The organism is Serratia sp. BNK-12, from assembly GCF_047456085.1.
GTDB lineage: Bacteria > Pseudomonadota > Gammaproteobacteria > Enterobacterales > Enterobacteriaceae > Serratia > Serratia liquefaciens.
In genome coordinates this window covers 3,696,237-3,720,473 of the sequence record NZ_CP179896.1, presented here as the reverse complement: position 1 = coordinate 3,720,473, position 24,237 = coordinate 3,696,237, and the positions used below count along the sequence as shown (strand labels likewise).

Annotated in this window: 16 protein-coding genes; 11 read left to right on the top strand and 5 right to left on the bottom strand. The window is 56.6% G+C overall.

What is annotated here, in order from left to right; translation table 11 throughout:
- Window positions 1–10: 10 nt before the first annotated feature.
- Window positions 11–916, bottom strand: a complete 906-nt coding sequence (locus ACMGG1_RS17275; protein ID WP_130015958.1) for a GntR family transcriptional regulator — start codon at window positions 914–916, stop codon at window positions 11–13.
- Window positions 917–1,057: 141 nt separating this feature from the next.
- Here ACMGG1_RS17275 and ACMGG1_RS17270 point away from each other — a divergent pair, with 141 nt between their 5' ends.
- From ACMGG1_RS17270 to ACMGG1_RS17240, 7 genes are all read left to right on the top strand, one after another.
- Window positions 1,058–2,083 (top strand): zinc-binding alcohol dehydrogenase family protein, encoded by a 1,026-nt coding sequence (locus ACMGG1_RS17270; RefSeq protein WP_201895604.1) that lies wholly within the window; start codon window positions 1,058–1,060, stop codon window positions 2,081–2,083.
- Between the two features lie 120 nt (window positions 2,084–2,203).
- Window positions 2,204–3,037 (top strand): phosphonate ABC transporter ATP-binding protein, encoded by an 834-nt coding sequence (gene phnC, locus ACMGG1_RS17265; RefSeq protein WP_020825828.1) that lies wholly within the window; start codon window positions 2,204–2,206, stop codon window positions 3,035–3,037.
- Window positions 3,038–3,088: 51 nt separating this feature from the next.
- Entirely contained in the window at window positions 3,089–4,021 is a 933-nt protein-coding gene (gene phnD / locus ACMGG1_RS17260; RefSeq protein ID WP_020825829.1) for a phosphonate ABC transporter substrate-binding protein, read from the top strand.
- 58 nt (window positions 4,022–4,079) lie between these two features.
- Window positions 4,080–4,943: a phosphonate ABC transporter, permease protein PhnE gene (gene phnE / locus ACMGG1_RS17255; protein WP_020825830.1), complete on the top strand. Its 864-nt coding sequence runs from the start codon at window positions 4,080–4,082 to the stop codon at window positions 4,941–4,943.
- Window positions 4,940–5,839, top strand: a complete 900-nt coding sequence (gene phnE, locus ACMGG1_RS17250) for a phosphonate ABC transporter, permease protein PhnE (protein ID WP_041414326.1) — start codon at window positions 4,940–4,942, stop codon at window positions 5,837–5,839. Before phnE (ACMGG1_RS17255) ends, phnE (ACMGG1_RS17250) begins: the two co-directional genes overlap by 4 nt.
- A 272-nt stretch (window positions 5,840–6,111) precedes the next feature.
- Window positions 6,112–8,679 (top strand): putative mucin/carbohydrate-binding domain-containing protein, encoded by a 2,568-nt coding sequence (locus tag ACMGG1_RS17245; RefSeq protein WP_414160891.1) that lies wholly within the window; start codon window positions 6,112–6,114, stop codon window positions 8,677–8,679.
- 279 nt (window positions 8,680–8,958) lie between these two features.
- Window positions 8,959–9,423: a DUF1456 family protein gene (locus tag ACMGG1_RS17240; protein ID WP_020825833.1), complete on the top strand. Its 465-nt coding sequence runs from the start codon at window positions 8,959–8,961 to the stop codon at window positions 9,421–9,423.
- Window positions 9,424–9,527: 104 nt separating this feature from the next.
- Here the strand turns inward: ACMGG1_RS17240 and ACMGG1_RS17235 are convergent, their stop codons facing one another.
- From ACMGG1_RS17235 to ssuD, 4 genes are all read right to left on the bottom strand, one after another.
- Window positions 9,528–11,174 (bottom strand): methyl-accepting chemotaxis protein, encoded by a 1,647-nt coding sequence (locus ACMGG1_RS17235; protein WP_201895602.1) that lies wholly within the window; start codon window positions 11,172–11,174, stop codon window positions 9,528–9,530.
- A gap of 483 nt (window positions 11,175–11,657) precedes the next feature.
- Window positions 11,658–13,052 carry an FAD/NAD(P)-binding protein gene (locus ACMGG1_RS17230; protein WP_217330949.1) on the bottom strand — a complete coding sequence of 465 codons (1,395 nt, stop codon included), beginning with the start codon at window positions 13,050–13,052 and terminating at the stop codon, window positions 11,658–11,660.
- Window positions 13,045–14,136, bottom strand: a complete 1,092-nt coding sequence (gene sfnG, locus ACMGG1_RS17225) for a dimethylsulfone monooxygenase SfnG (protein ID WP_122077743.1) — start codon at window positions 14,134–14,136, stop codon at window positions 13,045–13,047. The genes ACMGG1_RS17230 and sfnG overlap by 8 nt, the downstream gene beginning before the upstream one ends.
- Window positions 14,137–14,152: 16 nt before the next feature.
- The gene (gene ssuD / locus ACMGG1_RS17220) at window positions 14,153–15,313 is read right to left on the bottom strand and encodes an FMNH2-dependent alkanesulfonate monooxygenase (protein ID WP_020825837.1); all 1,161 of its coding nucleotides are present in this window, start codon (window positions 15,311–15,313) and stop codon (window positions 14,153–14,155) included.
- Between the two features lie 273 nt (window positions 15,314–15,586).
- Here ssuD and ACMGG1_RS17215 point away from each other — a divergent pair, with 273 nt between their 5' ends.
- The 4 genes from ACMGG1_RS17215 (at window position 15,587) to ACMGG1_RS17200 (ending at window position 24,132) form a co-directional block, all read left to right on the top strand.
- Window positions 15,587–17,473, top strand: a complete 1,887-nt coding sequence (locus ACMGG1_RS17215; protein WP_259216638.1) for a sigma-54-dependent Fis family transcriptional regulator — start codon at window positions 15,587–15,589, stop codon at window positions 17,471–17,473.
- Between the two features lie 321 nt (window positions 17,474–17,794).
- Window positions 17,795–19,666 carry an allophanate hydrolase gene (gene atzF / locus ACMGG1_RS17210; protein WP_414160890.1) on the top strand — a complete coding sequence of 624 codons (1,872 nt, stop codon included), beginning with the start codon at window positions 17,795–17,797 and terminating at the stop codon, window positions 19,664–19,666.
- 89 nt (window positions 19,667–19,755) lie between these two features.
- Window positions 19,756–23,379 (top strand): urea carboxylase, encoded by a 3,624-nt coding sequence (gene uca, locus ACMGG1_RS17205; RefSeq protein WP_414160889.1) that lies wholly within the window; start codon window positions 19,756–19,758, stop codon window positions 23,377–23,379.
- 54 nt (window positions 23,380–23,433) lie between these two features.
- Window positions 23,434–24,132 (top strand): GntR family transcriptional regulator, encoded by a 699-nt coding sequence (locus ACMGG1_RS17200; RefSeq protein ID WP_414160888.1) that lies wholly within the window; start codon window positions 23,434–23,436, stop codon window positions 24,130–24,132.
- The last annotated feature ends 105 nt before the right edge of the window (window positions 24,133–24,237 follow it).

Below are 24,237 nucleotides of genomic sequence, written 5' to 3'. Positions count from 1 at the left end.
CCACCCCGAATCAGGCGATGCTCTGATTGATCGAGCGGATCATGGACTGCTTGGCGGTGTCCAGATGGCGGTGCAGGCCGTTGATGGCTTCCTGATCGTTACGGCAGATCAACGCGCTGAGAATGGTCATGTGTTCTTCAATGGCGACGATATTGCGCTGTTTAAGATCGGTTTCATCCCACTGGTAGTGGAAATGAAAAATCACGGAAATGATCTCCAGCGACTGGTTGAAGAACGGGTTGTTGGCAGCGGAGAGGATCAGCCCGTGGAAATCGCGATCCAATTGGGAAAACAGGCGATAGTTGTCGCTGATGTTTTCCCGCAGTTGGCGGTGACGGCTCAGCAGCTCTTTGGCCTGCAGCCAGCGCTCGTCGTGCATCGGCAGATTGATAAAGTGGGAAAGGGCGTGCGTTTCCAGCATCTGGCGCAATTCAAACAGCTGTTCGGCGTAGCGTTGATCAAATTTCTTCATGCTCCACTGACCGCGCCGGACGCTGTCGATCAGGTTGTAACGGCTGAAGTGCAGCAGAAACTCCCGCACCACCACCGGGCTCACGTTGACCGCACGCGACAGCTGCAGTTCGCTGAAGGTATCGCCGGCACGCAGCTGCTTTTGGTTGATCATTTGGTAGAACGCCTTTTCAAACTTTTTCCCCTGTTCATCAAGAGAAAGGTTCTGGCAGTCGAAGCCATCTTGCGGCAGTGCCCGGCGTAAAATAACGTAGTCATCGCCGACTTTTTCCAGCACGCCACACTGGGACAAGTGCGCCAGCGTATGGCGTACGGTGGTGCGGCTGATGTTGTACATTTCGGCCAGGGCGGCCTGAGACGGCAGCGGCGAGCGCAGGTGGCCGTTATTGATGCTGTCGATCATCTGGTTTACCACGTTTTGCCGCAGGTTTTGGGTTCTGCTCATGCTGTGCCTCAGGTGTTTTTTATGCATTTAAAACCAATTTAAATCGGTTTATTTAGCGATACCTCACAGATTTGTCTGAACATATCGCCGGCGCTCCGGTTTTTATTTAATAACCTCCTCATCATTAGTGGAGGAAAAACGATGACAACAATGAAAACCTTAGTGTGTGAGCAGCCGACAAAATTAGTTTATCAACGGCGTCCGGTGCCTTTTCCTGCCGCGCAGGAAGTGGTGATCAAAATAATCACCGTCGGCATTTGCGGCACGGATATTCATGCCTGGTCCGGTCATCAGCCTTTCTTCAGTTATCCACGCGTATTGGGCCATGAAATATGCGGTGAAATTGTCAGCGTCGGCAATAACACCACTGACTGGCAGGTGGGCCAGCGGGTGGCGGTAATGCCGTATATTTCTTGCCACCGCTGTGGCGCTTGCCAAAGTGGCAAAACCAACTGCTGCGAGAATATTTCGGTGATGGGTGTTCATCAGGATGGCGGTTTTTGCGAATACCTCAGCGTGCCGATCGGCAACCTGCTGGCGGTGGACGATGTGGCTCCTGAAGCGGCGGCACTGATTGAGCCCTTTGCCATCAGCGCTCATGCGGTGCGTCGTGCCGGAATTGCGGCGGACGATCAGCTGCTGGTGGTAGGTGCCGGGCCTATCGGGCTGGGCGTCGCGGCGATTGCCAAAGCCGATGGCGCGCAGGTGGTGGTGGCGGATACCAGCGCCGAGCGTCGGCGGCACGTCGAGCAGGTGTTGCAGTTACCAACGCTTGATCCGCAGGATGAACGCTTTGATGCGGCGCTGCACGGCCAGTTCGACGGCAAATTGGCCGCCAAGGTGATTGACGCCACCGGCAACCCGCAGGCGATGAACCACGCCGTCGATCTGATTCGTCACGGCGGCAGCATCGTGTTTGTCGGCTTGTTTAAGGGCGACCTGCAGTTCTCCGATCCGGAGTTCCATAAAAAGGAAACTACCCTGATGGGCAGCCGCAACGCGACCAGCGAAGACTTTGCCAAGGTGGGGCGGCTGATGGCGGCAGGGAAAATCACCGCGCAGATGATGCTTTCACACCATTTTGATTTCGATAGCCTGGCGGAGCATTACGAAGCGCAGGTGATCAACAACAGGCAGTTAATTAAGGGTGTCATTCACTTTCAATAAGCCCCAGCGGGAAATGATGGCACGCGTCATTTCCCGGCCACAAAAGCATCATCCCGTTGTCATAAACTTATCCGTTAATAGGTGCCCATAATGATTAGTCACTGAAACCAGAGAAATCATATGGCTCAGGCACTGTTAAAACTGGCACCAACCGATTTTCCAGGGCAGCAACCGGTTCAACTACAAAAAGTGTTATCGGTTAAAGGTTTGGGAAAAGCGTATAAATCTCAGCATCGCGTGCTGGATGACATCAACTTCGATCTGCACGTCGGTGAATTCGTGGCGGTGATCGGGCGTTCCGGCGCCGGCAAATCCACCTTGCTGCATACCCTGAACGGCACCATTCCTTCGAGCTGTGGCGAGATGCTGCACTTTGAGGATGACGGCGTAGCTCAGGATATCGCGCAGCTTTCCCCTCGTCAGATGCGGCAATGGCGTGCCCGCTGCGGCATGATTTTCCAGGACTTCTGCCTGGTGCCACGGCTGGACGTGATGACCAACGTGCTGTTGGGGCGACTGAGCCACACCTCGACCCTGAAATCCTTCTTCAAACTGTTTGACGATACCGACCGCGCCCGTGCTATCGAGCTGTTGCAATGGCTCAATATGCTGCCGCATGCCCTGCAGCGCGCCGAAAACCTGTCAGGCGGTCAGATGCAGCGAGTGGCGATCTGCCGCGCGCTGATGCAAAACCCCAAAATCCTGCTGGCCGATGAGCCGGTGGCGTCGCTCGATCCGAAAAATACCCGTCGCATTATGGATGCGCTGCAAAAAGTCAGCGAAAACGACATCGCAGTGATGGTGAACCTGCACTCGGTCGAGTTGGTAAAAGAGTACTGCACCCGGGTGATCGGCATTGCACAGGGCAAGATCGTGTTTGACGGCCACCCTTCGCAATTGAACGAACGGATACTGCACCAGCTGTACGGCGAGGAAGCCAATCAGATCCATTAACCACCAGAACCTTTATCTTCACTTTTACCTTTACACACACAAGGCATTGTAATGAAAAAAGTATTGAGTCTGACCACAGTGATGGCCGGCGCGATGATGGTATTTAATGCTGCCGCAGCGGATGCACCTAAAGAACTGAATCTGGGCATTCTTGGCGGACAGAACGCCACCCAGCAAATCGGCGACAACCAGTGCGTGAAGCAGTTCCTGGACAAGGAACTGAACGTGGACACCAAGCTGCGCAACTCCTCTGACTATTCTGGCGTGATCCAGGGCCTGCTGGGCGGCAAAATCGATCTGGTGCTGAGCATGTCACCGTCGTCGTTTGCCTCGGTCTATATCAAGGATCCGAAAGCGGTAGATATCGTCGGCATCGCGATTGACGACGTAGACCAATCTCGCGGTTACCACTCCGTGGTAGTGGTTAAAGCTGGTAGCCCGTATAAAAAGCTGGAAGATCTGAAGGGCAAGGCCATTGGCTTCGCCGATCCGGATTCCACTTCCGGTTTCCTGATCCCGAACCAGGAGTTCAAGAAACTGTTCGGCGGCACGGTAGACAATAAATATAATAACGCCTTCTCTAGCGTCACCTTCTCCGGCGGCCATGAGCAGGACATCCTTGGCGTGCTGAACGGCCAGTTCGAAGGCGCGGTGACCTGGGCGTCGATGATCGGCGACTACAACACCGGCTATACCAGCGGCGCGTTCAACCGCATGATCCGTATGGACCATCCCGATCTGATGAAACAGCTGCGCATTATCTGGCAGTCGCCGCTGATCCCGAATGGCCCAATCCTGGTGAGCAACTCGCTGCCGGCTGATTTCAAAGCCAAGGTCGTGACGGCCATCAAGAAGCTGGATAAGGACGATCACCAGTGCTTCATCAAGGCCATGGGCGGTAAACAGCACATCGGTGACACCACTCTGGCGGAATACCAGAACATCATCGACATGAAACGTGAGCTGACCAAAGGCGACCGTTAATGCTGACGGGGCTCGGCCTGGTCGAGCCCCGCTGAATTCCTCACGTCGGAAACCTATTTTGAATACAGATTTTGCGCACTACTACCAACAGATCCGCAGCAAGCAAAAGCGCGAGACGCTGTTTTGGTCGCTCGGTCTGGTGGCGCTCTACCTGGGCGCCGGCAGCATCGCCGAGTTCAACCTGCACACCGTGTGGGTCTCCATTCCTCACTTCTTTGATTATCTGGCGGAAACCATCCCCACCCTGCATTGGAATCTGCTGTTCGCCGATGGCCGCACCGAAGGCTCTTTGGCCTACTGGGGCTATCGGTTGAATATCCAACTGCCGCTGATTTGGGAAACGCTGCAGCTGGCGCTGGCGGCCACCATTCTTTCGGTACTGGTGGCGGGGGCGCTGGCATTCCTGGCGGCCAATAATACCCACAGCCCGGCGTCGTTGCGGCTGGCAATCCGGACGCTGGTGGCGTTTTTGCGCACCATGCCGGAGCTGGCCTGGGCAGTCATGTTCGTGATGGCGTTTGGCATCGGTGCCATTCCGGGCTTTTTAGCCCTGGCGCTGCACACCATCGGCAGCCTGACCAAACTGTTTTATGAATCGATCGAAACCGCGTCCAACAAGCCGGTACGTGGGCTGGCGGCCTGTGGCGCGACGCCGCTGCAGCGCATGCGGTTTGGCCTTTGGCCGCAGGTAAAACCGGTCTTCTTGTCGTACAGCTTTATGCGCCTGGAAATCAACTTCCGTCAGTCGACCATTTTGGGGCTGGTGGGGGCGGGCGGCATCGGCCAAGAGCTGATGACCAATATCAAACTCGATCGCTATGACCAGGTCAGCATGACGCTGCTGCTGATTATTCTGGTGGTTTCGCTGCTGGACTATGCCTCGGGCGAACTGCGCAAACGGGTCGTGGAGGGGAAAAAATGATCACAGCACCAACGCTCACGGCGGAAGGGATGCAGGCGCTCAAGCAGCAGCATCCGGAAATATTCTCGCAGCAGCGCCGCTACCTGCGCACCGTCGGCATTATCGCGGTAGCGATCGCGCTGTATTACCTGTTCTTCTTCCAGTTTTTCGGCATCTCCTGGCCGCAGTTCGTTAACGGATGCCATCAGCTTGGCCGCTATTTTATGCGCATGTTCGTCTGGCATGATTTCGTCAACTGGCCGTTCATGTACTATTTCCAGCAGATTTTCATCACCATCGGCATCGTGTTCGCCGGGACCATTACCGCTTCGCTGATCGCCTTGCCGCTGTCGTTCTTCGCAGCGCGCAACGTGATGTCAACGCCGCTGTTGCGACCCATATCGGTGGTGGTGCGGCGGTTTTTAGATATTTTTCGTGGCATCGATATGGCGATCTGGGGGCTTATTTTTGTCCGCGCGGTTGGTATGGGGCCGCTGGCCGGGGTGCTGGCGATCGTGATGCAGGACGTTGGTCTGCTCGGAAAACTGTATGCGGAAGGGCATGAGGCGGTCGATAAATCCCCGAGTCGTGGTCTGACGGCGGTGGGGGCCAACGGCCTGCAAAAGCACCGTTACGGTATCTTCACCCAGTCGTTCCCGACCTTTCTGGCGTTAAGCCTTTACCAGATTGAATCCAACACCCGCTCGGCGGCAGTGCTGGGCTTTGTGGGGGCCGGCGGCATAGGGTTGGTGTATGCGGAAAACATGCGGCTGTGGAATTGGGACGTCGTGATGTTTATCACGCTGATCCTGGTGGTGGTGGTGATGATTATGGATAAGGTGTCGTCGATCCTGCGTAATAAATACATCATCGGCGAAGACATTCCGTTGTACCAGCAGAAAAGCCAAATCGATTAAGCACTGATACTATTTCACTGGCGGTTGGACATATTTGGCTTCTGATGCTGCGTTATCCACTTACAAGATTAACGCAGCGTATAAATAGCCAGGTAATTATGATTAAGGCGCAATGTCACCGTTGCGCCTTGTTATTTTTATGGGATTTATCCCCCTCGATGTTCTATGTGTTGTGTGGTACTTCAGTAATCGCTATCGATTAGTGCGTAAGTGCATTCTTAATTATTTTATCCAGGTCTGTTAGAGGACAAAATAACCTTGAGGAATGCAGGATGCCAACTATCACTAAATCAAAATCACTTTATACTTTGACGCGACCCGTTTGGTTAGATGCTGCGGGCATGAGCAAAGGGATTGACCACGATCGTCAACATCTGGGGATTATTCTCGCCGCCGGCCAAGTGGTGCGCGTTCGCCAGACCAATGCGGCCTTTAGCGGCAAGCTGAAGCTGCGCTTGCTGAACGACGACAGCAAAACCGAGGCCGAATTCACTATCGGCAGCAGCTGGGTTGAGGCCAGCGTGAAGGCCGTATCCGTGCCGTTTATCGACACGCCATATGCGGCTGGGGCGCCCGTCGTGGAGGTTGAGTACCCGGACACGTCGAAAATCTTGCCGGTCTACCGTAAAGGCGAAAACGAAACGGCGTTCTTCGCCCGCTGGGATAATCAGGATGCGGAGTTTGCACTTGTCGAGTCCGACTACGCGGCGCTGCTGGTGCCAAAAATCAGCAAAAAAGAGCTGAAGGCGCTGGGCGAAGCTAAAAACATCGACGGCCTGATCGCCTATTACGATCGCATTTTCACTTTTTATAATGCGCTGGCGGGGGTGTCATTCGAGGCTGAGAATGCTTCGGATCTTAATATTAAAAACCGCTACTTTATTAAGGCCGATAAAAATGGCGCAGGCGCTGCTTATTACGGTGGTCGTTGGACGGCGGAAACCAGTAATTCCGTCAGCAGTTTCTGGCTAACCCCGAAAGACAATAACTGGGGAAGCCTGCATGAAATTGCCCATGGTTATCAGGGCCATTTTATGGGCGATAAATACTTCGCCACCGGTGAGATGTGGAACAATATCTATGCTGCCTGTTATCAGGACGTGATGCTGGGGGCGCGCAAATATCAAGAAGGCTGGTTGTATGCGCATGGCGATATGGCCGGCGTGGAGAAGGTTATTGTCGATTTTATCGCCAAAGCTACTCCGCTTAATCAATGGGACCTGCGCTCGAAACTCTACTTTGCGGTTCTGATGGTGGATAAGGCGGGCAAAAATGCCTTCACCCACTTTAATCAGCAATACCGTAAAAGTTGCAACACCCCAGGCTTTGTTCCTTCCGAACATGCGCTGCTGGATATGCTCAGCGAAAGCTTTGCGGTCTCCGGCGAGCAGATTGACGTTACGCCATTTATCCAACTGGTCGGCGGCTACGTCACACCGGCTCAGCAGAAGCGTAATGTCTTTAGCCACGCGAAAGCGGTTTATCCTCTCTATCAATTGGTTGCCGCGCAGGATCTCGATGCGGTGAAAACGCAGTTGAAGCTGGACTCCACCCTGCGTCTGGTGGATTCCGCCCAGTTGAAGGCTACCGGCCTGAAAGGCAACGTTACCCTGAGCTTTGACATTGACGATTTCGCCCAGATTTACGGCGAAGATCTGATCCTGCTGGAAGGGGCCCGTTACGTTCGCAAAATGCGGATCGACAGCTCAACCCTGGTGCTGAAAGAGCTACCGATTGGCGTTTATACCCTGCGACTGCCTACCGGCAAAGACCGGAAGTATCAGTTGGCCCAGGGTTACCTGGTGCTGAAACAGGGCGATAACGCGCTGAAGCTCGGCTTGGTTAAAAAAGTTGCGTCGCCGATCGCTACGCAAGAAATTAATCTGTTGGGGCTGAGTGATGCCGTTTTCGCCACGGTTGTGGCCGATCGCGGCAGGGGCAAAGTGGTGATTGACGTTACCAGCAAGGAACCGCACTCTTACTTCCCCGGAGAGACCTATGCCAAAATCACCCTGCGCAATGCACAAGATGCGGTGATCTTCAGCAAGGATATCCAGGGTACCGCCGCGAGCCTGAGCCATGATGAGTTGCCTCTTGCCGTCGGCGACAAAATTGAAATCTATCATGTGGAGCCGGGACGCGTACGGGTGGCACCGGCCTCTCCGGATATCATTGATAATAAAAATAAAACCAACGTATTGACGATCACCCAATACGGATTGAAGAACGAAACCTTGTCGGGAGATCCGCAGGCAGCTCTGTTGGTGCGTCTTGAGGCAGCGGTACAGCGTCTGCGTGAATACCGTCAGGCGTATTTAGCGCCATTCAGTGAGTTTAAAGACGATATCTATCTGGCGATCAACACCTTCGACAGCCCGCAGCGCGAGCAGTTATCGGCAAGCTATCAGGACTGCATTCCGGCTCACAATACCCGGCCGGGAGATCACCTGGGCAATGCCTTTACCCTTGCCGGCAAAGGCATTGGCGATCGTCAGTTCCTGACCGGTACGGTCGATTTGGTGAAGAAAACTTTCACCCTGTCGATTGGGGCAGGGATTGCACATCATTACTTCACGGATGTTTATGCGGCCGTTAGCTACACGGATGCGGAAGGTAACGTGCTGTATAGCGATGAGGTGGTGGGTAACCAGGAGCAACAGGCTCGTTCGGTCGTGTTGCCAATTTCCGGCTACGGCGGCGAGGTGATTCAACTGCGGCATGAGGAACCGGATAACCGCCTGATTATCACCAACGAGATGCAGCATGTCCGGCTGGCTGAAAAGGGTAAGCAGCAGAGCTATTGCCTCACGCCGGTGGGGTTGGAGCGGATGGCTGAATAACCTATACCCGTCATACTTGAAGCTGCCTCTGTGTTGGCTGCGCTCACTTACCCGAATCACTTACTACAGTAAGCTCATCGGGATGCGCTCCCTTGCCGCCTTGATGCAACTCCAATTATTTAGGGTATATATATGGTGCCGGTTTGATAACCCAAAAGCCAAATCGATTGAGAAACCCTGCACTGATCCTTATACTGCCGCACATATTCAAGGCGTGCGGCACTTATTTGATTTAACAACGCGAGCACGCCTTCCGGTTTACAAGCTAAAGGCAATTCTATGATCAACAATGACGTGCTGCGCAGCGTGCGCTACATGCTGAGTATTAACGACGCGAAAATGGTCGAGATTATCAAGCTGGATAATTTCGATGTTGCGGTCTCGGCAATGGGTGCTTACGTCATCAAAGAAGGTGAGCCAGGTTTCGAGAAGTGCCCGGACGAAGTGATGGCTCACTTCCTGAACGGTCTGGTGTTTTTCAAACGCGGTAAGGACGACAAGTTCCCGGCGCCGGAAGTGGAACTGCCGATCACCAATAACCTGGTGTTGAAAAAGCTGCGCGTGGCGTTTGAGTTGAAAGATACCGACATGCACCAGATTTTCACCGCCGTAGATTTCCGTATTTCCAAGCCGGAGCTAAGTGCGCTGTTCCGTAAAGAAGGCACCAAAAACTTCCGCCCGTGCGGCGATCAGATGCTGCGTTATTTCCTCAAAGGCTTGGCGCAACGCCTGCGCGGCGCATAAGTTACGCCACCATTGATGAAACCCGCTGCCCAACGCCAACATCCTGTTGGCGTTGTTCTTTCTGCGATATGAACCAAAATCGAGCTTAACTCTTATTTAGCGCCTCAAAAACGGCTCCAATTCTCCGTGTCATCATCGGCAAGCGCTGGTCCTTTCGCTGCGGTAATAACCTGCGGGCGGACATTAATCGCGGCGGGCACGGACGTGGATAGTTTGAAAACGGCGACGGTTTGGTTCAAGTGATTGGCCTGATCTTCCAGCGCACTGGCGGCGGAAGCTGATTGTTCAACCAGCGCGGCATTCTGCTGGGTCACCTTATCCATTTCGTTAACGGCTTGCGCGATTTGTGCAATCCCACGGCTCTGCTCTTCTGAGGCGCTTGAGATCTCCTGCATGGTTTCCGTGACCTGACCGATGGCGGTAACAATTTCCGTCATAGCCCCGTTAACGTTCTCCACCAGATCGTTGCCCTGACTGACGCGCAGCACCGACGTATCAATCAGCGTTTTAATTTCTTTGGCTGCCTGAGCGCTGCGCTGTGCAAGGTTGCGCACTTCACCGGCGACCACGGCAAAGCCACGGCCTTGTTCACCTGCACGGGCCGCTTCCACCGCCGCATTCAGGGCCAAAATATTGGTTTGGAAAGCGATACCGTCAATGACGCTGGTGATATCACCAATTTTGCGTGAGCTGTCGGCGATATCGCTCATGGTGACCACCATTTTGCGAGTAATCTCGCCGCCGTTGATGGCACTTTGCGAAGCGCTTTTCACCAACGAAGTGGCAGCGCCGGCGCTCTCTGCGTTGTTTTTCACCGTAGCAGAAAGCTGCTCCATGCTGGCCGCCGTTTCTTCCAGCGAACTTGCCTGTTCTTCCGTGCGGCTTGAGAGGTCGTTGTTACCCGCGGCAATTTCCTGCACGCCGGTATAAATATTTTGCGTGCCTGAACGGACGGCGCTGACGGTATTCGCCAGCTCATCACGCATATTGACGAGGCCTTGCATCAGCTTGCCAATTTCATTATTCCCACTGGCATTAATTTCTATCGCCAAATTTCCGTGTGCAATTTCAGCTTGATAGTCGATAATCTGATTGATTTTGTTGATCACATATTTTCTGATCCAGACCAGTACCACGCCGGTGAGCAGAATAAAGATGAAAATAAACGTCAACGATAAAGGCACCATTTTATGGTAACTGTCCTGTGCCGCAATACCCGCTGGAGTAATAATATCGTTGGCAACGTAGGCTGATGTCTCATCAAGCGCAGACATGAAATGCGTGGCTGAGCTATTGTGCATAATTGTTTGGAAACGGGAGATATCGCCATCTTCCAGGCTGATAATTAATTTAAGCAGGTCGCCGCGTGCTTTTTCATACAGATTCTTGACGTTCTTGGTCCGCGCTTGTTCATCCTGATCCTTCAGTGACAGTTGATAAAATTCTTCCATTAATTTATCAACTTCGGTGAGGCGCTGGCGAAGTTCGCCCAAAGATTTTTTTGCATTGTGATTTTGTGGCTGCGTGCTGAGCATCAAGGCATCTTTCAGCACGTCTTCACGGATCTCGGTAACGGAAGCGTAGGCATTATCCATTGCCATGATTTGATTAAAGCCGGAGGAGATTTGGGTAATGCGGTTATTGGTGCCTGAGGCATCCAGAATGCTCCATGCGCCGGAGAATATCTGAATAATACAGAATAGGGTTAAAATCCCCATTAGCCCGTGGGAGATTTTTAATCGTTCAAACATAGTACAACCTGAGATTTCAGTGAGGTGCCAGTGCGGCAAATAACACTATTTTGCCGCGAGAAGTGCTGTGTGTTTTCGGCAGATTACGATAAAACTTTAGTGATTAATTGGGAGCGGGATTTGAGGGCCATATTATCTTTGTTTTTAACTTTTCGTTTTTAGTTGAAACATACAGATAACATGAACTGGCCTGAGGCCTATTATCCAAAGCCCGGCAGTAAAGTAATAGCGATACCTCGAGGGAAAATAGCTTAAGGTTTTGTAACGGAGCGTATTTATTTTTCCTGGTAATTATTAATCATGTTTCTATTTTAATGGCGGTGCAGCCAAACCCAAACAGGGCTCAGACTGCTGACAAACGCTCGAAAAGGCTAAACCGGTAGGGGTCGAACATGTTCGACCCGATTTAATCCATTGATTATGCTATTGGGCGCAGCATGCGGCGCCCCTACCATTAAACAACAGAGCACTTTGTCAACGGCTTCAGCTCGCAGGGGGGATTGGCGAACCGCCGAGCAATTGCTGCGCCAGCGATTCTGCGTGTTGCGCCACCTGCGGCAACCCCATCAGTTCACCGAAGCGTCCGCGAGCGGCGGGGCCTGCCACATAGAGACGATCGTTACTTTTTCCCTGGCGATCAATCGCTCGCGAGTGGGCATCAACCCAAATTCCCAGCGCCAGCGGATCGGGCTGGATAGCCCCTTCCGCTGCGAGCTGCTTCAGCAGCGCATCGCTGTTGAGCAACGCACCGTGCGCCGGGCCCGTTGTGACAATCAGTTTATCCACCCGCAGAGTTTCCGTGACGGCTTTACCGCGTGCCTTCACCGTCAGAATGAGCGTTTCTTTGTCTACCTCAACCTGCTTAAGGCTGGCGGCCAGCACCTTAAGGCGCCCATTTTGCTGTAGCAGGGACAATACCTCACTGACCTGCGGTGCAATGCGGTAACGGTGCACGTCCCACCATGGACGCAGATGGCGTAGAAAGCGCCGCTGTTCTTTCAGCGAAAGCCGTTGCCAAATCTGCTGTCCGTTCAGCCGTACGTCATCCAGTACCCCTTGCCAGGGCAGGCCTTCCTTGGCGGCCAGCGCTACTTCCTGTCGGACTCGCCGCAGCCAGGCGCGGGCGCTGTCCGCCTGTGGACGCTGATAATCAAGCTGGCGAGGCGGCGACTCACCGGTCAGATTTGGCCGGGGCAGCAGGCCGCGGCGCGAGAATGCCAGGATCGGCCCACGATGCCCCTGGCGGTCAAGCGATGCCACCACGTCAGACATGGTTAACCCGGAACCGATGATAGCCACCCGCGCACTCTTCTCCACCCCGATTAACGCATCTGTCCGCCACGGGTTGGCGATCAGGCCTGGATGGTCTTGCGGCACCTGCTGTAGTTGTCTCGGTACGTCAGGGGGAGGGTGGCTGATGGCCAGCACCACCTCATCCGCGCGATATCTATCCCCGGAGGCCGTCAGCACCTCTGCATTTTGCAGCGCCACGGCATAATCCTGAACATGGGTGACCTCTACTGGCGATGTTTCCAGCGCAGCGGCCAGCTTGTCGACAATATAGGCGGCGAACCGTCCCCGTTGCGGATAAAGGCTGCCATCCGTCCAGAGCGCTTTGTCATCCTGTATGAGGCCTCCCTCCGCCCTCAGCCAGCGGTCGAAGTCACCTTCTTCGGCGGCGGAAAGCTGCATACGTGCGGCAGGGACGTTTATGCGATGCGCCGGGTCGACCGTGCCATAAGCCACGCCCTGAGCCAACTGGGCTCGAGGCTCGATAACGATCACCTTCAGGCCGGATTGGCCCAACCGCGCCAGATGAATAGCCAGCGCGGTACCGCTAAAGCCGCCGCCAATGATGACAATCTGCCGATCAGCCATGACTTAACACCGGTTGCTGTTGGCGTTCCAGCTCGCGAACCCGCGGGATCACTTCGCGGCCAAAGAACTCCACCTCTTCCTGAAAATGCAGGAAGCCCAGCAGCATCAGATCCACGCCGGCTTGTTTGAGTTCGACGATCCGCTCCGCTATCTGCTGCGGGGTGCCAATCAGGTTGGTTTTGAAGCCATCGTTATATTGCACCAAATCCTCCAGCGTCGATTTCGCCCAGTTACCTTCCCCCTCAGGGGAGGCGCTACCGGCATTTTTCACCTCAGACTGGAACCCTTTCACCGCATCCGGATTCGCATTGTCCAGGATATCACGCAGTACGCTTTGCGCTTCCTGCTCCGTTTGGCGGGCAATGACGAAGCCATTGACGCCGATCTTGACCTTGTGCTGATTTTCGGCGGCTTTTAGCTGGATATCTTCAACCTGCTGACGGATACCTTCCGGGGTGTTGCCGTTGGTGAAGTACCAGTCGGACACTCGTGCGGCCATATCCCGCGCGGCTCTTGAACTGCCTCCCTGGAAAATCTCCGGTTGCGGATCCAGCGGTTTCGGCTTCAGCGAATAGTCGCGGAAGCGGTAAAAATCACCGGCAAAGGTGAAGCTGTCCTGCTGCCAGATGCCCTGCAGGCAGCGAATGAACTCTTCCGAACGCAGATAGCGCTCCTCGTGATCCAGCCAGGGTTCGCCAATGGCTTTGAACTCGCCCCGGAACCAACCGCTGACGATATTGACCGCAATACGCGCGTTGGACAGATGGCTGATGGTGGCAATCTGTTTGGCGGCGAGGGTTGGATTCCATGGGCCCGGCAACAGGGCGGCGATGACCTTGAGCTTGTCCGTCGCTCCCAGCAAGTCCTGTGAAAATGTCACCGACTCATGTTGATTATCCGCGCCATAGCCGGCGGTAAAGCGGATCTGCGTCAGGGCATAGTCAAACCCGGCGCGCTCGGCAATTTGCGCCAGCTTGCGGTTATAGTTTGCATCCCAACTGGTGCGCTGAGGGATTTGGCTGATCACCAGGCCACCCGACACGTTAGGGACCCAGTAGGCGAACTTGATCGGTTCATTGCTCATGGTTTTCTCCTCAGTTTCACTTTTTCACCGGACGACGATCGCCGCCGATGGTTTCTCCAAATGGCCCGGTGTTAACCGTGCGCTGACGTTTTTCGACGTTGCCCGCCAGCGGCAACAGTGGCATCACCAGTTCGGCAAACCGGTGAGCCTCTTCCAGGTGCGGATAACCCGAGAAAATAAAATTAGTGATCCCCAATGCCTGATATTCACGGATGCGTTCGGCAACCTGTTGTGGATTGCCGACCAATGCGGTACCTGCGCCGCCGCGCACCAGCCCCACGCCTGCCCATAAGTTGGGGGCGATGCGCAAACTGTCCTTCGAGCCGCCGTGCAGTGCGCTCATGCGGGCCTGTCCGGTCGAGTCCATACGCGAGAAAATTTTCTGTGCGGCGGCGATGGTGTCATCATCCAAATGGGCAATCAGTTTGTCGGCGGCAGCCCAGGCTTCCTCTTCCGTTTCCCGAACAATGACGTGCAGGCGAATGCCGTAGTCCAGCGTGCGTCCGCGCTCCTGGGCGCGCCGACGCACCACGGCAATTTTCTCCGCCACCTGCTCAACCGGTTCTCCCCAGGTGAGATAGGTGTCGATCTGGCTCGCCGCTACCTCCAGCGCTTCCTCTGACGAGCCGCCAAAAAATAGCGGCGGCCCGTTCTCCTGTACCGGCGGGAACAGCACTTCAGCGCCTTCAACCCGCAAATAATCGCCCTGAAAATCGACCTTTTCGCCTTTCAGCAGGCGAGAATAGACCTCCAGAAACTCGCGGGTGACCTGATAGCGCTCGGCGTGACTGAGGAAGATCCCATCGCCTTTGTTCTCGATGGGATCGCCACCGGTCACCACGTTGATTAACAGGCGTCCCTCCGAAAGGCGATCCAGCGTAGCGGCCATCCGCGCGGCAAGGCTCGGGGGCTGCAACCCAGGGCGCACGGCGACCAGATAGCGCAGACGTTTGGTGAGGGGGGCGAGTGCGGCCGCGACCAGCCAGGAATCCTCGCAGCTTTTGCCGGTTGGGATCAGCACGCCGTAATAGCCAAGGTTGTCTGCCGCCAGCGCAACCTGTTGCAAATAAGGCAGATCTACGGCTCTTCCGCCCTCGGTCGTGCCCAGATAACGGCCGTCGCCGTGGGTTGGTAAGAACCAGAATACGTTGATGTTTTGCGCCTGCCGTTCGCTCATTATTCATTTCCTATATAACGATATCTTAATTTATTCAATAGAATTTCCACGCTTGGTTATAAACAACCAAGCAGAAAGCATGCCAAAATGATTGGTTATTTTTGTTCTTATCTATTAACAAGTTAGTGATTTTTGCCGTGGACGGTTTTGCTGCAAATGCAGCAGTGACTGATGGCAGGCTGTTGCATTTGCAGCAAAGGGGCGGTCGAGCCTCTCGTCTTGTCTGGCCGCTGTCGGTATTGTTTCTGTACTGTTCCCTTAAAGGTATCGACGATGCAAAGCTCCGGTCCGCGGTTAATTGACCCCGCTTCTCTTGCCTTCCAAAACGTTCTGGATCGTCTGGCTCCGACGGACGCCACCGTGCTTATCGTGGGCGAAACCGGTACGGGTAAGGAGCTAATGGCCCGCTATCTGCACCATCACAGCTTAAGGCGCGATCGCCCCTTTCTGGCGGTGAACTGTGGCGCGCTGACGGAGAGCCTTGCCGAGTCGGAACTGTTTGGACATGAGAAAGGTGCTTTCACCGGGGCGGTGGATCGCCACCAGGGTTGGTTCGAGGCGGCAGAAGGGGGCACCTTGCTGCTGGATGAAATCGGTGAGTTAAGCCTGCCGCTACAGGTAAAGCTGCTGCGTGTATTGCAAGAACGGGAAGTGACCCGGGTGGGCTCCCATCGGCCGGTAAAAGTGAACGTCCGCGTCGTGGCCGCTACCCATGTGGATCTGGCGAATGCCATCCGCGAACGCCGCTTTCGTGAAGATCTTTATTACCGGCTCAACGTGGCCGCCGTCACTCTGCCCCCCTTGCGCCAGCGGCGGCAGGATATTCCACTGTTGGCTGAGCATTTCCTGACGCTGTACGCGCGGCGGTTGGGGCGCCCTCAGCTGCGTCTTAGCGCAGAGGCGCTGGCCACGCTGATGGATTACCCGTGGCCGGGGAATATCCGCGAGCTGGAAAACACCCTGCATAATGCGGTGCTGCTCAGCAAAGCGCCGCTGATTACGCCGCAGCAGCTGAGGCTAAGCGCTGAAATGGCCAGCTTGCCGCCTCAGGGGGATGCTTCGCTGGACAGCTTCCTTCGCCAGCAGTTGGTGGGTAACGATGGCCCCCTCTACCAGCGGGTGATCGACTCGCTGGTGCGCAATGCTTTTGAACTGAGCCAGGGTAACCAGTTGCAGGCCGCGGCGCTGTTGGGCATCAGCCGTAATACGCTGCGTACCCATCTGGGGCATCTTGGCTTAATCAAAGCCAGGAGAAGCGTCGGCGGCACGGCGTTAAAATCAGGCCGGGAGACCGGCAGCCGTGAACGCGAACTGCGTATTGGTTACCAGAAGTTTGGCAACCTGGGAATACTCAAGGCCCGCCAGTCGCTGGAGGCGCGCCTGGCCGACAGTGGGGTGAGCGTGTTGTGGAGCGAGTTTCCTGCCGGTCCTCAGTTGCTGCATGCCCTGACTAACCGAGAGATCGATTTTGGCACTACCGGCGAGGTTCCTCCTTTATTTGCTCAGGCCGGTAACAGCCCATTGCTGTACGTTGCCTGGGAACCGGCCGCACCACAAAGCGTGGCGTTGCTGGTTACCGATGACAGCCCGATCCGCACTCTTGCCGACCTGCGCGGAAAGCGGATTGCGGTCAATAAAGGCTCCAATGTGCATTATCTGCTGTTGCAGATCCTTGATGAAGCCGGATTGACGCTGGAAGACGTGCGGGTGGTTTATGCGCCGCCAAAATACCCGCTGACCCCCAGCGATCATCATGCGGTGGATGCCTGGATGATGTGGGATCCCTTGCTGAGCGATGCCGAACAAAGCGGGCAGTTCAGGGTTATCGCCAACGGCGTAGGGCGGGTGAACAACCATCAGTTCTATCTTGCTCACCGCGATTTCGCCGGCCACTCTTCCGATTTGCTGCACGGCCTGATGGCGGCGCTGGAACAAACCGGGCACTATATTGACGCCCATCGCGACGAAGCGGCAACGCTGTTGTCGGCCGAACTGGGGCAAGGTATCCCCTCGCTCACCCACGCACTGGCTCGTCGCAGCCATCAGACACGCCGAATGGATTTAAATATCATTCGCCAGCAGCAGGCGATAGCCGACCGTTTTTACGCTTTGGGGCTGTTACCCCGAGCGATTAAAGTTCGCGAGGCGATATGGCAGTGACGGGTTACTTCCGTCATCAACCCAGTTCCCTTGGCGCTAATATATTCATCAAAGTGGGCTGCGGCTTGTTTGTGATCAATCGAAAAGCGGCATTTAGCCGCGTGAGTCGAGAGCGTGGTGCATACCAGAAAGCCCCGCCAGCGCTGTAATAACAGAAAGTGTACTGCACCTTTTTTGCTCGCCGATTGTGCAGCGCTGGTGCAGGATGATTATTTTATTGTCATAAGTTTTAATTATAATTTATTGAAATCATACGATTAAAAATTGGCACGTCGGTTGCTCTATTGAATCCCATCTTGTGTACTAGATGGAATTCAGCCGATGACCCAGCCTGTTAATACGCTACGCGGTTTCACCCTCAGCGAATGGCAACACCACTATCACACCCGCCCGGCCGACGAGCGCATTGCCTGCGTGCGCGCTACCCTGACTGCACTGGCCGCCGACCTGCCGGTGGATGACAACGCCTGGCTGTATCTTGCCAGCGCCGCACAGCGTGAAGTGCAGTACCAAAGATTGGCGCAGCGGCTTGAAGCGCTCGCCGGCGATATCAGCCAGCTCCCGCTGTTTGGCGTACCCTTTGCGGTAAAAGACAACATCGACGTCGGCGGCTGGCCGACCAGCGCGGCCTGCCCGGAGTTCGCTTATCTGGCGGCGTCGGATGCCACCGTGGTCGCCAATTTGTGCGCTGCCGGTGCCATCGTGATCGGTAAAACCAATCTCGATCAGTTTGCGACCGGGCTGGTGGGCACCCGTTCGCCACACGGCGCGGTGGTCAACAGTTTCGATAGTCGCTACGTCAGCGGTGGTTCCAGCTCCGGTTCGGCGTCGGTAGTGGCGCGCGGCCTGACGCCGTTTTCTCTGGGCACCGACACCGCAGGTTCGGGGCGCGTTCCGGCAGGATTCAACAATATTGTCGGCCTGAAACCGACCAAAGGCGGGCTGTCGAACCGTGGCGTGGTGCCCGCTTGCCGATTGAATGACACCGTATCGGTGTTTGCCCTGACGGTGGCGGACGCAGCGCTGGTGGCCGAATTGGCCGGCGGCTATGACGCAGCCGATGCCTATTCCCGCATTAACCCCCGCACCGCCCCGGCGGATTTACCTGCGTCACCTCGTTTCGCGGTGCCTGCGCAACTCGAATTTTTCGGCGATGTGCAGGCCGAGCGGGCATTTCAGCGGGCGCTGGCGCAGTTGAAAAGCAGCGGCGTGACGCTGGAAACCCTCGATTTTACGCCGTTTCGCGTGCTGGCGGAGCAGCTCTACTACGGCCCTTGGGTGGCGGAGCGCACCGTGGCGGTCGAAGCGATGCTGAGCGCCAACCCGCAGGCCATCAATCCGGTGGTGCGCGGCATCGTCAATAACGGCCTGAAGTACAGCGCCTGCGATGCTTACAAGGCGGAATACCTGCGTGCCGAACTGACGCGGCAGATTGAGCAGCAACTGGCTCCCTTTGATGCGCTGGTGGTGCCGACCTCGCCGACGATCCGCACCCTGGCGGAAATGGAGCAAGAGCCGGTTTTGTTTAACTCGCAGTTCGGCACCTACACCAATTTCACCAACCTGGCCGATCTGAGCGCACTGGCGCTGCCTGCGCCGATGCGTGACGACGGATTGCCTGCCGGTATCACCCTGATTGCACCCGCCTGGCACGATCGTGCGTTGGCGGCGTTCGGCCAGCGCTGGCAGCAGGCCCAGGATCTGCCGCTTGGCGCAACGGGTCGCCGGTTGCCTGCTGCTCAATTCTTGACGCCATCCAGCCAGCACGTGCGGGTAGCGGTGGTCGGTGCGCACCTCAGCGATATGCCGCTGAATTTCCAGCTCGTGCAACGCGCGGCAACCTTCGTAGAGCAAACCACTACCGCGCCGTGCTATCGCCTCTACGCCCTCGCCAATAGCCAACCGCCAAAGCCGGGGTTGGTCAAAGCCGCTCAGGGGGCCGCCATCAGCGTCGAACTATGGGATATCCCGCTGGCGCGTTTCGGCGAGTTGGTGGCCGAGATCCCGGCGCCGCTGGGTATGGGCACCTTGCTGCTGGCAGACGGGCGACGGGTGAAAGGCTTTATCTGCGAACCCTGGGCGCTAGAGGGCGCGACGGACATCACTGAATTTGGCGGTTGGCGCCACTATACCCGTCATCCTTCAAACCGTGGCGTTGTTGGCTGCACAGGCGCACCCCAGTCACTTACCTGAGTAAGCTCCCGGGGATTTACCTGTTTGCCGCCTAGCCACTGCCTGAAAACTATTGGGTATAGCGAATCTGGTCTTATAAGGGTTTCATTATGTTTACTAGCGTATTAATTGCCAACCGCGGCGAAATTGCCTGCCGGGCGATCCGCACTCTGAAACGTTTGGGCATCACCAGCGTAGCGGTCTATTCCGATGCCGATCGCAACGCCCCGCACGTAACCGAGGCTAATCTGGCGATACCGCTCGGTGGCGACAAGGCCGCTGACAGCTATCTGTGCATCGACAAGATCCTGGCGGCCGCGGTGCAAACCGGCGCGCAGGCGATTTATCCGGGCTATGGCTTCCTTTCCGAGAGCGCCGAGTTTGCCGACGCCTGTGAAACGGCGGGCATCGCTTTTATCGGTCCGACGGCGGCGCAAATCCGCGAGTTTGGCCTGAAACACCGTGCTCGCGAGCTGGCGGCGGTGGCGCAGGTGCCGATGACGCCGGGTACGGGCCTGCTGAACAGCGTTGAGGAGGCGGTCAGCGCCGCCGGCCGCATTGGTTATCCGGTGATGCTGAAAAGTACCGCCGGTGGCGGTGGCATTGGCCTGACGCGCTGCGACGATGAAGCCGCGCTGCGTGAGGCTTATGACAGCGTAAAACGCCTGGGCGAGCAGTTCTTCCGCGACTCTGGGGCCTTTATTGAGCGCTTTGTCGATCAGGCCCGGCACGTGGAAGTGCAAATATTTGGTGACGGTCAGGGCTGGGTGGTGGCGCTGGGTGAGCGCGACTGCTCATTGCAACGCCGCAACCAGAAAGTGGTGGAGGAAACCCCGGCACCGAATCTGCCCGCCGCCACGCGTCAGGCGCTGCATCAAGCCGCAGTGGCGCTGGGGACGTCGGTCAACTACCGCAGCGCCGGCACCGTGGAATTTATCTACGACGCTGCGCGTGACGAGTTTTATTTTCTGGAAGTGAATACTCGCCTGCAAGTGGAGCATCCGGTGACTGAATGTGTCACCGGGTTGGATCTGATCGAATGCATGTTGCAGGTGGCGGCGGGCGATGCGCTGGACTGGGCGGCGTTGCAACGAGCGCCGCAGGGGGCATCGATTGAAGTGCGCATCTATGCCGAAGATCCGCTGAAGCATTTCCAACCCAGCCCCGGCGTGCTGACTGAAGTGCACTTTCCGGACGACGTGCGCGTCGACGGTTGGGTGGCCACCGGCAGCGAAGTGTCGGCCTTTTATGACCCGATGATCGCCAAGCTGATCGTTCATGGCGAAGACCGCCGCCAGGCGCTGGAGAAAATGCGTGTCGCGCTGGATGCAACCCGACTGCACGGGATTGCCACTAACCTGGACTACCTGCGACAGGTGATTGCGACCGAGGCATACCAGAACGGCAGCGTCTGGACACGCATGCTGGACAGCTTCCGGTTCCAACCCAATAGCATTGAAGTGCTGCAGCCGGGCACCTACAGCAGCGTGCAGGATTATCCCGGCCGTGTTGGCTATTGGGATATCGGCGTGCCGCCGTCGGGGCCGATGGACGACTTCGCTTTCCGGCTGGCCAACCGCATTGTCGGCAACCACCCCAGCGCCGCCGGGCTGGAGTTTACCCTGCAGGGGCCGATCCTGCGCTTTCACTGCGACGCCATCATTGCCCTGACCGGCGCGGATTGTCCCGCCGATCTGGACGGTGAGGCCGTGGCCTACTGGCAGCCGATAGCGGTGCGTGCCGGTCAGGTACTGCGTTTGGGGCGAGCACAGCGGGGATGCCGTACCTATCTGGCGGTACGCAATGGTTTTGACGTGCCGGTGTATCTGGGCAGCCGTTCGACCTTTGCGCTGGGGCAGTTTGGCGGCCACGCCGGCCGTACCCTGCGCGTGGCGGACATGCTGGCGGTATCGCAACCGGGTTTGGCTGCCGCCACGACTCCGGCGCCGATTGCGGCCCCGCAGGCAATGGACGAAAGCCTGATCCCGCAGTACGGCAATCTGTGGAATATCGGCGTGCTGTATGGTCCGCACGGCGCACCCGACTTCTTTACCCCGTCATCCATCGAATGTTTCTTTGCCGCCGAATGGCAGGTGCATTACAACTCCAACCGGTTGGGTGTACGCCTGTCCGGGCCTAAACCGGAATGGGCGCGACAGGACGGCGGCGAGGCGGGGCTGCATCCGTCCAACGTGCACGACTGCGAGTACGCCATCGGTTCGATTAACTTCACCGGCGATTTCCCGGTGATCCTTACCCGCGACGGACCGAGCCTGGGCGGCTTTGTTTGCCCGGTGACCATCGCCAGGGCGGAGCTGTGGAAGGTCGGTCAGGTGAAACCAGGGGATCGCATCCGTTTTCATCCTATCGGTTTCAAGCAGGCGCAGTCGCTGGAGCAGGCGCAGCTCGGCAGTATCGAAGCCCTGGCGGCGGTGAAGGCCATCACCCTGGCACCGCCGGATCTGATGCCGGGCACGACTGCCTCCGCCGCCATAGTGGCGGCGTTACCGGCCACCGACAGTCGGCCGGCAGTGGTCTATCGCCAGGCCGGGGATGGTTACATTTTGCTGGAGTACGGCGACAACGTGCTCGATCTGGCGCTGCGGCTGCGCATCCATTTGCTGATGCAATCGCTCAAGCAGGACGTGATCCTGGGCGTGGAGGAGCTGGCACCCGGTGTGCGATCGCTGCAGATCCGTTATGACAGCCGCATTATCGGTCAGGCCGATTTACTCCAGCGCTTGTTGGCGCGCGAACAGGCGTTGGGTGATGTCAGCCAGCTGAAAGTGCCGACGCGAACGGTTTATCTGCCGATGGCGTTTGAAGATTCTGCCACGCTGGGCGCGGTGGAACGTTACCAGCAGACGGTGCGTTCGTCGGCCCCCTGGTTGCCGAACAACGTCGATTTTATCCAGCGCATCAACGGGCTCGGCAGCCGCGAGCAGGTGCGCGACATCATCTTCGACGCCAGCTACCTGATCCTCGGGCTGGGCGACGTCTACCTGGGCGCACCCTGCGCGGTGCCGATCGACCCGCGGCACCGTTTGCTCAGTTCCAAATACAACCCGGCGCGCACCCATACCGCCGAAGGCACGGTTGGCATCGGCGGCATGTACATGTGCATCTATGGCATGGATTCGCCGGGCGGCTATCAGTTGGTCGGACGTACCTTGCCGATTTGGAACAAATTTCTCAAAAACCCGCAGTTCAACCCCGGCGAGCCCTGGCTGCTGCATTTCTTCGATCAGGTGCGTTTCTACCCGGTGAGCGAGCAGGAGCTGGATGAGCAGCGCGAGGCATTCCGCGAAGGGCGCGCGCAGATCCGCATTGAGGACAGCGAATTCGATTTTGCCGATTACCGCCGTTTTCTGGCGGAAAACGCGGAAGACATCAGCGCCTTCCAGCAGCGCCAGCAACAAGCATTCAGCCACGAAGTGACGCGCTGGCAGGCGGAAGAGGGGGAGGCCGAGGCCCAATTGTTGCCACCGCAGACTGATGAGGAAGAGGTGGATGGCGATCTGGTCAGCGCCGACCTGAATGGCAGCGTGTGGAAGATCCTGGTTGAGCCGGGGCAGAGGGTAGAAGCCGGTCAGCCGCTGATCGTGGTCGAGGCGATGAAAATGGAGCTGGCGGTCACCGCGCCGCGCGCCGGGATCATCAAGCGCATCAGTTGCCAGCAGGGGCGACCGGTGGGGCCGGGCGATGCGCTGCTGTGGCTGGAACACGCCAGCTAACGCTCAATCATTCACGTCGGGGCGCGCTATGCCGCGCCCACGGAGAGGCATGCGATGCAAATCACCAATAACCGCAGCAAGGCTCGGCCGGAGGGGCTGGCGGAACGTATCTATCTGCAGCTCAAGGACGACATTTTTGATTTTCACCTGCTGCCGGGTGATCGCTTCAGCGAAAACGAAATTGCCGTGCGTATGGACGTCAGCCGTACGCCAGTGCGTCAGGCGTTGTTCTGGCTGGAGCGCGAGGGCTACGTAGAGGTGCATTTTCGCAGCGGCTGGCAGGTGCGCCCGTTCGATTTTGCCTACTTCGAAGAACTGTATGACCTGCGCATCGTGTTGGAGTGCGAAGCGGTAAAACGGCTGTGCGCTCGGCCAATGGGCGAGGTGCCGGGGCAGTTGGCGGCGCTTACCCGTTTTTGGATCGATGAACCGCGGCTGGAGGAGGGAAAAACCGTCTCAGTGTACGACGAGCAGTTTCATATGGCGCTGGTCGAGGCGGCGGGGAATGGCGAAATGGCGCGTATTCACCGCGATTTGACCGAGAAAATTCGCATCATACGTCGGCTCGATTTCACCCAGGAAAGCCGGGTGGAGGCGACCTACAACGAACACGCCGCCATTTTGCTGGCGATCTTGCAACACCGAACCGAGGAGGCGCAAACGCGGCTCAGTCACCATATTGCCGTCAGCAAGGCTGAAGTAAGAAAAATAACTCTGCATATGCTGCATCAGGCCCGGCTTCGTCAGCCATAACCCGGCGTCTTTCGAGCTGCAGCGTTGTTGGCTGCAACTCGAAATTCCTAGGGTTAATTCTTCTTAACAAGGTGGGTTTTCTAACATCAACATCAGGAGTTTGAA